We start from the raw sequence: 6,239 nt of genomic DNA, 5'->3' as shown, positions 1-6,239 counted from the left end.
CGGAGCGCAGCGGCGGCAGGCCCGCCGGGAAGACGCAGCTCACCGTCCGCCCGGCGGCCGTGCACGAGGACGGGAAGTACGGTCCGGCGGGAGTGAAGCCCGGGGGGAGGTCGATCACCACGGTGAACGGCGAAGCGGCCGTCTGCGGGCCGCCGTTGGCGACGAAGCCGTGCACCGTGGTCGTCCCGCCGGGGGCCACCGGGTCCGGGTCGAGGCGGACCACCTTGAGGTCCGAGTCCGAGAGCGCGGCGGACGCGCCCGGTGCGGCCAGGGCGCCGAGGGTGCCCAGGGCGAGTACGGGGGCGGCGAGCAGGGAGAAGAGACGGCGCACGGGGCCCTCCTGCGGAGTGTCGACGGGTGATCACCCAGCGTAGCGGCGGGCGCCCCGGGTGGTGTCGGACCACGCCGCTACGCTGCCCGCATGACCGTTCCGGCCCCCGGGCCCTCGCTGATCGACGCCGTCCGCGCGCACGAGGACGCGGCCGACTACCTGCTCTGGCCCGGTGAACTGAGCCTCGACCACTACGAGCACGTCGAACCCGTCCACCTCGCCTCCGGGGCCCGGCTGGAGGTCTTCGCCAAGGACGGCGCGGGCGGCACGTACTTCTTCTGCGGCGAGGGCGGCGAGGAACGGCCCGTCCTGTACGCCGACTCCGAGGGCGGCGCCGCGCTGCTCGCCGTCGGCCTGCCCGAACTGCTGCGCCTGCTGCTGGTCGTGCCCTGGTGGCGGGACTGCCGGGAGTTCACCGCCGAGGAGAGCCGGGAGATCGCCGCGGACTACCTGGAGGACGAACCCGGCCTGGACGCCGGACGCGTGGCGGCGGCCGCCGCCCTCGGGATCGAACTCCCCACCGAGACCGAGGTGTTGACCCGCCTGCGGGAGCGGGCCACCGTCACCGGCCGCGACTACCGGCTGATCTTCACCCCCGAGGGCACCGAGTACCGGCCCCTGATCGTCGGGGTCTGACCGGCCCGTCCGCCCGGCCCGGTAGCGTGGGTGCATGGGATCTTCGCGGGGGGCTGCCGGGGGGCAGTCGTGGACGGCCGAACTGCCCTGGGCCGCAAGGGAGTTCCTGGAGGCCGCCGGGGTGGAGTGGGAGCCGCTGAACGAGGGCGGGCTGCGGGCCTTCGCCCGGTACGTGCGGGAGTACGCGGACGGGCAGGAGGAGGTGCTGCGGGCCGGGCTGCGGGTGATGGCCGGTCTGGAGGGGCACTACGAGGGGCCGGTGTACGAGGCGCTGCTCGCCGAGTACCGGGAGGGCGCGGAGGGCCGGCTCGCCGGGATGGTGGACGGCACCCGGGCGTGCGCGGACCGGCTGGACGCCGCGGCCGAGGTGATCGCGGTCATGCAGAGCGAGGTGGTCGAGGAGCTCGTGGCGCTGGCCGCCGACCCCACCCGCCCGCCGGAGCGGCGCGCCGCCGCCGCGCGCAGGCACGTCGACCACCTGGAGGAGCACCTGCTGCACTACGTGCTCGACCAGGTCAACGAGGTCGCGGTGGCCCGGCTGACCGAGGCCCTCGAGGGGGCCGACGCCCCCGGGGGCCCGGCCTCCGCGGCGCTGCTGGCCGCGCTCGACCGGGGCGGGGACGCCGCCGTCCCGGGCCACCGGGTGGTCTCGTCGGAGCGGGTGGAGCGCGCCGCCGAGGCGATGCGGCACCTGCGGGGCCGGGCGGAGCTGCTGGTCGAGGTGCTGCACGCCCGGATGCGGACCGTCGACCTCCGGACCCCGCCCGGACCCGACGACGCGCTGCACCGGGAGTTCCTGGTCGACCGGGGCACCGTGGCCGCGCTGTTCGGCGCCGAGGGGGCGGTCACCCTGGCCGAGCCGGAGCTGCTGGCCCGGATCGCGCACCGGCCGACCCGGGTCTTCCTGCGGGACGTCGGCCTGCCCGACGACACGGTGTTCTTCGGGCTGAGCCAGGAGTACTGCGACGGCGAGGCGGAGATCGGCGACCGGGAGTGGGCGCCGTACGCGGGGCCGTTCGACCCGGCGCACTGGCTGTGCGTCGGCGGCTTCGGCGACGACAGCTTCCACCTCGACACCGCCACCGGCGCGGTGTACTGCATCCCCGGCGAGGGCGAGGCGCACCCGGTGGCGAGCAGCCCGGACCGCTTCGTCCTGGCGCTGTCCGCTCTGGAGGCCGAGCGCCCGCTCTACGACCCGGAGCGGAGCCGGTCCGAGCACCTCGACCCGGAGGGCGTCGAGGAGCGCTTCCTCGCCCTGCTGCACCGCGTCGACCCCGGCCCGCCGCCCGGCCCGGGGTCGTACTGGACCCGCGTCCTGGAGTACGTGCACCAGGGGCTGAACTGCTACTGACCGCCGGGGAGCGGGAGTTGACGGTCCGTCAGAGGACTTCGCCGAGGCGGGCGGCGATGGCCTGCATCAGCGGGACCAGGCCCGCGGCGCCGGACTGGGCCTCGAGGGCCTGGATGCGGGCCTCGGGGCCGGAGACCGAGAGCGCGGTGGGGGTGGGCGCGCCGGGGACGGCGACGGCGATGCAGCGGACGCCGATCTCCTGCTCCTGGTCGTCGACCACGTAGCCCAGGTCGCGGGCGGTGGCGAGCTGGGCGAGCAGCGCGGCGGGCTCGGTGACGGTGTGCGGGGTGTGGGCCTGGAGCGGGCCGGGGCCGAGCAGGGCGCGGGCCTCGTCCTCGGGGAGCTGGGCGAGCAGCGCCTTGCCGACGCCGGTGCAGTGCGGCTGGACGCGGCGGCCGACCTCGGTGAACATCCGCATCGAGCGGCGGGACTGCACCTGCCCGACGTACACCACCTCGCCGCCCTCCAGGACGGCCAGGTTGGCGGTCTCGCCGGTGGCCTCCATGAGTTCGGCCAGGTAGGGGCGGGCCCAGGAGCCGAGCAGGCGGCCGGCGGTCTCGCCGAGGCGGATCAGGCGCGGGCCGAGGGTGTAGCGGCGGGCGGTGTCCTGCCGGACGTAGCCCTGGGCGACCAGGGTGCGCACCAGGCGGTGGATGGTCGGCATCGGCAGGCCGGAGGTGGCGGAGAGCTCGCTGAGGGTGGCGACGCCGCCGGAGTCGGCGAGCGCCTCGAGGAGCTGGAAGGCGCGCTCGACGGACTGCACCGATCCGGTGGTGCGTTCGGTGGAGGTGCTGGCCACGAGCGTTCCCTTCAATGTCCGGGGAGGAGTAGAGTCCACGCGATCATCAACAAACCGTTGAAATTCTGTATCGCGGAAACTAGTCTCCACTGTACAGAACGGAACAGCCCAAGGAGAGTCCTGCCCATGGCCGCCGCAGATCAGGGTCCGTCCCCCGCCGTCCCCGGTGTCACGGTCGCCGGGCCGCCGGTGCCGCGCTCCGCGGAGGTGCTGACCGCCGGGGCGCTGGAGTTCGTCGCCGGCCTGCACCGCACGTTCGAGGGCCGCCGGCAGGAACTGCTGGCCGCCCGCCGCGAGCGCCGCGCCGAGATCGCCCGTACCGGAACGCTGGACTTCCTGCCGCAGACCGCCGGCGTCCGCGCCGCCGACTGGAAGGTCGCCCCCGCGCCGCGCGCCCTGACCGACCGCCGGGTGGAGATCACCGGCCCCACCGACCGCAAGATGGTCATCAACGCGCTCAACTCCGGCGCGAAGGTCTGGCTCGCCGACTTCGAGGACGCCACCGCCCCCACCTGGGAGAACGTCGTCTCCGGGCAGGTCAACCTGACCGACGCCTTCGAGGGCCGGATCGACTTCACCGGCCCGCAGGGCAAGGCGTACACCCTCAAGCCCGCCGCCGAACTCGCCACCGTCGTGGTCCGCCCGCGCGGCTGGCACCTGGACGAGCGGCACCTCACCGTCGACGGCGAACCGGTGGCCGGCGCCCTCGTCGACTTCGGCCTGTACTTCTTCCACAACGCCGCCCGGCTCATCGCCAAGGGCGAGCAGGACCCGAACTCCGGCCCCTACTTCTACCTCCCCAAGACCGAGAGCCACCTGGAGGCCCGGCTCTGGAACGAGGTCTTCACCCACGCCCAGGCCGCCCTCGGCATCCCGCACGGCACGATCCGCGCCACCGTGCTGATCGAGACCATCACCGCCGCCTTCGAGATGGACGAGATCCTCTACGAACTGCGCGACCACGCCGCCGGGTTGAACGCCGGCCGGTGGGACTACCTGTTCTCGATCGTGAAGAACTTCCGGGACGGCGGCGAGCGCTACGTGCTGCCCGACCGCAACACCGTCACCATGGCCTCCCCGTTCATGGCCGCCTACACCCGGCTGCTCGTGCAGACCTGCCACCGGCGCGGCGCGCACGCCATCGGCGGCATGGCCGCGTTCATCCCCTCCCGCAAGGACCCGGAGGTCAACGCCGCCGCCCTGGTCAAGGTCCGGGCCGACAAGGAGCGCGAGGCCGCCGGCGGCTTCGACGGCTCCTGGGTCGCCCACCCCGACCTGGTGCCGGTCGCCCGGGAGTGCTTCGACGCGGTGCTCGGCGAGCGCCCCCACCAGAAGGACAACCCCGGCTCGCCCGAGCAGGTCACCCCCGCCCAACTCCTCGACGTGGCCGGGGCGGGCGGCAGTTGCACGCACACCGGGCTGCACAACGCCGTCCAGGTCGGCGTCCGCTACATCGAGGCATGGCTGCGCGGCCTCGGCGCCGTCGGCATCTTCCACATGATGGAGGACGCCGCCACCGCCGAGATCTCCCGCTCGCAGATCTGGCAGTGGATCCACAACGGCGTCGTCCTCGCCGACACCGGCGAGAAGACCACCGCCGAACTCGTCCGCCGCCTCGTCGCCGAGGAACTCGCCTCCCTGGAAGCCGAGTCGGGCGAGCAGGCGTACGCCGCCGGGCGCTGGACGGAGGCCGCCGCGCTGTTCGAGCAGGTCGCCCTCGCCGAGGACTTCCCCGACTTCCTCACCCTCCCGGCGCTCGCCCTCATCGACTGAGCGAACCGCTCGACCGGGCGAACGCCCCACGCGCTCCGCCCCGTACCGCCGGCACCCTCACACCGGCCGCGGTACGGGGCGGCCCAACGAAAGGAGCACCATGGCACGCGTCTTCTTCAACGGCCAGGCGATGACCGGCGGCCCGTTCCACGCCAAGGTCCACGGCCACCTGGTCGGCCCGGCCCGCACCGCCCCCGGCTACCGCTTCTTCTCCATCCGCGACGAATGCCCCGCCCTGCTCGCCGACCCCGGCGTCGGCACCGCCATCGAGGGCGAACTCTACGACCTCCCGCTGGAGCACCTGCGGGACGCCGTCCTGCCCGGCGAACCGCTCGAACTGGAGCTCGGCGTCATCGAGTTGGCCGACGGCACCCCCTCGCTGTCGATGGTGCTGGCCCGCGGCCAGCTCGAACGCGGCGTGCACCGCGAGATCACCGAACACGGCGGCTGGCGCGCCTACTTGGCCACCCTCGGCCGCGAAGCCTGAACCCCGCCCCCGGGCAAGGGAGTTCAGAACAGCGCCTCCAGCAGGCCGCCCAGCAGCAGGACGGTGGACGGCAACGCCGCCAGCCCCGCGCGCACCCGGTGCCACTGCTTCCGGGGCAACCCGAGCACCAGGCGGCCCAGCAGGCCCACCAGCACCCAGCCGAGCACGGCCAGCAGCAGGAGCGGCACCCCCAGGATCAGCCACGGCAGCAGGCCGTCGTTCTCGGTCGGCTCTCCGTCGGTCCAACCCAGTGCGTGCAGCGGGTAGTTCACGGCGAAGAAGAACGCCAGCCAGACCGGGACGACCAGCAGGACCCCGTACACCAGACCCGCCGCACCGGCAACCGTCCAGCGCACCGGCCCGGCCGACGCAGGGGGAGTGGTCACGGGGTACCTCCGGGGCGGAAGAAAAACAGGTGCGGACAGCGGACCCGTCCAGGCTAGGGTGAACCCCGTCCAGGTGCGCAGGCAGGGGTTACTTCTCTGGATGGGTCCGCCGGTTCCGACCGGTGCGCCCAGTTGAAGGAACAGCTCCACGTCACCCCCGCCGATCACGACCTCTGGACGCACAGCTCCACACAGACTGCCACCTCCCGGTGCGCAGGCGCCGGTTACTTCCTCCAAAGAAACCACCGGCACCGCTTCAGATCTCGGGAGGCCACCGCGCCGGGGTGTCCGGTGCGCAGGCGGGGGTTACTTCTTGGTGCGGGCAGTACCGGGTTCGAGTCCCGGACGGCCGCGCGTGCGCGCGCGGCCGGTGGCCCGGTTACCTCCGCCGAGACGCGGGCCGCACCGGCCCGCGACCTCGGACGCCCCGGTTCGGCACGCCTCCCCGCAGGACGCAGGAGGACATCCCCATGGCC

Annotated in this window: 7 protein-coding genes; 4 read left to right on the top strand and 3 right to left on the bottom strand. The window is 73.8% G+C overall.

Annotated elements, in window-relative coordinates; translation table 11 throughout:
• Positions 1 to 331 (bottom strand): hypothetical protein (locus tag ACFUEL_RS32715; protein WP_380240707.1); only part of this gene is annotated, 331 nt, incomplete at its 3' end.
• Positions 332 to 421: 90 nt separating this feature from the next.
• On the opposite strand from ACFUEL_RS32715, the gene ACFUEL_RS32710 reads away from it, so the two are divergent.
• Positions 422 to 967, top strand: coding sequence for a hypothetical protein (locus tag ACFUEL_RS32710; protein ID WP_380240705.1), 546 nt, complete (start codon positions 422 to 424; stop codon positions 965 to 967).
• 34 nt (positions 968 to 1,001) lie between these two features.
• Entirely contained in the window at positions 1,002 to 2,318 is a 1,317-nt protein-coding gene (locus ACFUEL_RS32705) for an SUKH-4 family immunity protein (protein WP_380240704.1), read from the top strand.
• A 28-nt stretch (positions 2,319 to 2,346) separates the two neighbouring features.
• On the opposite strand, the gene ACFUEL_RS32700 is transcribed toward ACFUEL_RS32705, so the two are convergent.
• Entirely contained in the window at positions 2,347 to 3,117 is a 771-nt protein-coding gene (locus ACFUEL_RS32700) for an IclR family transcriptional regulator (RefSeq protein ID WP_380240702.1), read from the bottom strand.
• 126 nt (positions 3,118 to 3,243) lie between these two features.
• Here ACFUEL_RS32700 and aceB point away from each other — a divergent pair, with 126 nt between their 5' ends.
• A complete protein-coding gene (gene aceB, locus ACFUEL_RS32695; RefSeq protein ID WP_380240700.1) occupies positions 3,244 to 4,890 on the top strand; it encodes a malate synthase A in 1,647 nt (548 codons plus the stop codon).
• A 100-nt stretch (positions 4,891 to 4,990) separates the two neighbouring features.
• Complete coding sequence (locus ACFUEL_RS32690) at positions 4,991 to 5,377, top strand: gamma-glutamylcyclotransferase (RefSeq protein ID WP_380240698.1); 387 nt, start codon at positions 4,991 to 4,993, stop codon at positions 5,375 to 5,377.
• Positions 5,378 to 5,400: 23 nt separating this feature from the next.
• On the opposite strand, the gene ACFUEL_RS32685 is transcribed toward ACFUEL_RS32690, so the two are convergent.
• A complete protein-coding gene (locus tag ACFUEL_RS32685; protein WP_380240696.1) occupies positions 5,401 to 5,763 on the bottom strand; it encodes a hypothetical protein in 363 nt (120 codons plus the stop codon).
• Positions 5,764 to 6,239: the final 476 nt, after the last annotated feature.

The organism is Kitasatospora sp. NPDC057198, assembly GCF_042670125.1.
In the GTDB taxonomy this organism is placed as follows: domain Bacteria; phylum Actinomycetota; class Actinomycetes; order Streptomycetales; family Streptomycetaceae; genus Kitasatospora.
Note: the sequence above shows the minus strand (reverse complement) of the source record. Positions and strands in the feature narration are given on the sequence as shown.

What these genes read in the sequence shown, in the direction of transcription:
- ACFUEL_RS32705 (WP_380240704.1), top strand. Translation starts at nt 1,002, where the DNA reads ATGGGATCTTCGCGGGGGGCTGCCGGGGGGCAGTCGTGGACGGCCGAA.
- aceB (WP_380240700.1), top strand. Translation starts at nt 3,244, where the DNA reads ATGGCCGCCGCAGATCAGGGTCCGTCCCCCGCCGTCCCCGGTGTCACG.
- ACFUEL_RS32690 (WP_380240698.1), top strand. Translation starts at nt 4,991, where the DNA reads ATGGCACGCGTCTTCTTCAACGGCCAGGCGATGACCGGCGGCCCGTTC.
- ACFUEL_RS32710 (WP_380240705.1), top strand. Translation starts at nt 422, where the DNA reads ATGACCGTTCCGGCCCCCGGGCCCTCGCTGATCGACGCCGTCCGCGCG.